This is a genomic window from Thermophagus xiamenensis (assembly GCF_900112795.1).
Taxonomy (GTDB): domain Bacteria; phylum Bacteroidota; class Bacteroidia; order Bacteroidales; family Marinilabiliaceae; genus Thermophagus; species Thermophagus xiamenensis.
Window position 1 is genome coordinate 1 of sequence record NZ_FONA01000057.1, and the last position, 1,100, is coordinate 1,100.

Annotated in this window: 1 protein-coding gene; it reads left to right on the forward strand. The window is 40.5% G+C overall.

Annotation, left to right across the window (positions count from 1 at the left end; all coding sequences use genetic code 11):
• Positions 1-37 precede the first annotated feature (37 nt).
• Positions 38-1,100 (forward strand): IS21 family transposase (istA, locus tag BM130_RS15110; protein WP_074964430.1); only part of this gene is annotated, 1,063 nt, incomplete at its 3' end.

Consider the following 1,100-nt stretch of genomic DNA (forward strand, 5'->3'; position numbering starts at 1 on the left):
TTAACTTGCCTTTTGAAAATCATAAACAAAAGGCATAATGTATGTAATTGATATGTGGTATACAGTAAAAACACTATTAGACAGAGGGAAAAGCCTCAGGGCCATTTCCCGGGAACTTGGGATCAGCCGTAAAACGGTAACCAAAATCCGAAACGAACTTCAAAAAGGTAACATCCAGCCAAGAGCTATAGAAAAACCTGGTATCCTGGATGATTATTCCGATTACATTTTAGAGTTGCATCAGAAGCAGTTAACCAGCGTGCTAATCCATCGGAAACTAACTCGGGAGAAAGGACTGAAAGTGTCTTACCCTACTGTTTTGCGATATGTAAATCGGTTAAAACAATCCGAGGTATATGTTCCGGTAGAACTGCCCCCCTCAGAAGAGGCACAAGTGGATTTTGGCTACCTCGGTGAGTTCAAAAAAGAAGGAAAAACAACAAGACTTTGGGTTTTCTGCATGATTCTTTCCTTTAGCCGATATGCATATTACGAGATTGTCACCAATCAGAAAACCGATACATTTATTTGGTGCCACATCCATGCCTTTGAATTTTTTGGAGGTGTACCCAAAACAGTAAAAATAGATAACCTGAAAGCCGCCGTTTTAGAGGCCAATTTTTACGAACCTGTATTCCAGCAACAATACAGCCGGTTTTTAAGGCATTACAACTGTGCACCTATCACTGCCCGAGTCAGGCGCGGACAAGATAAAGGAAAAGTTGAATCAGGTATTAAATACGTAAAAAACAACTTCTTGAAAGGTCTTGAACACAGGGATTATGACAAAGCTATTCAGGAAATCAGGCAGTGGAACGCCCATATCTGTAATAAGCGCATTCATGGCACTACCCGTAAAGTTCCGGAAGAGGTATTCCTTCAAAAAGAGAAAAAAGAGCTTCTCTCATTGCCACAAAAGCGGTATGAAGTTTTTTCCGTTGAAAAAAGGAAAGTAAAACCCAATGGCCACTTTTCTTTTCAGCTAAACTATTATTCGGTACCTTATGAGTATGCCAACCTGGAAGTAACGGTTAAAAGCAATGATAATCTGCTCAGGGTATACCACGGACTGGAACAGATAGCTGTGCACCCCATAGAAA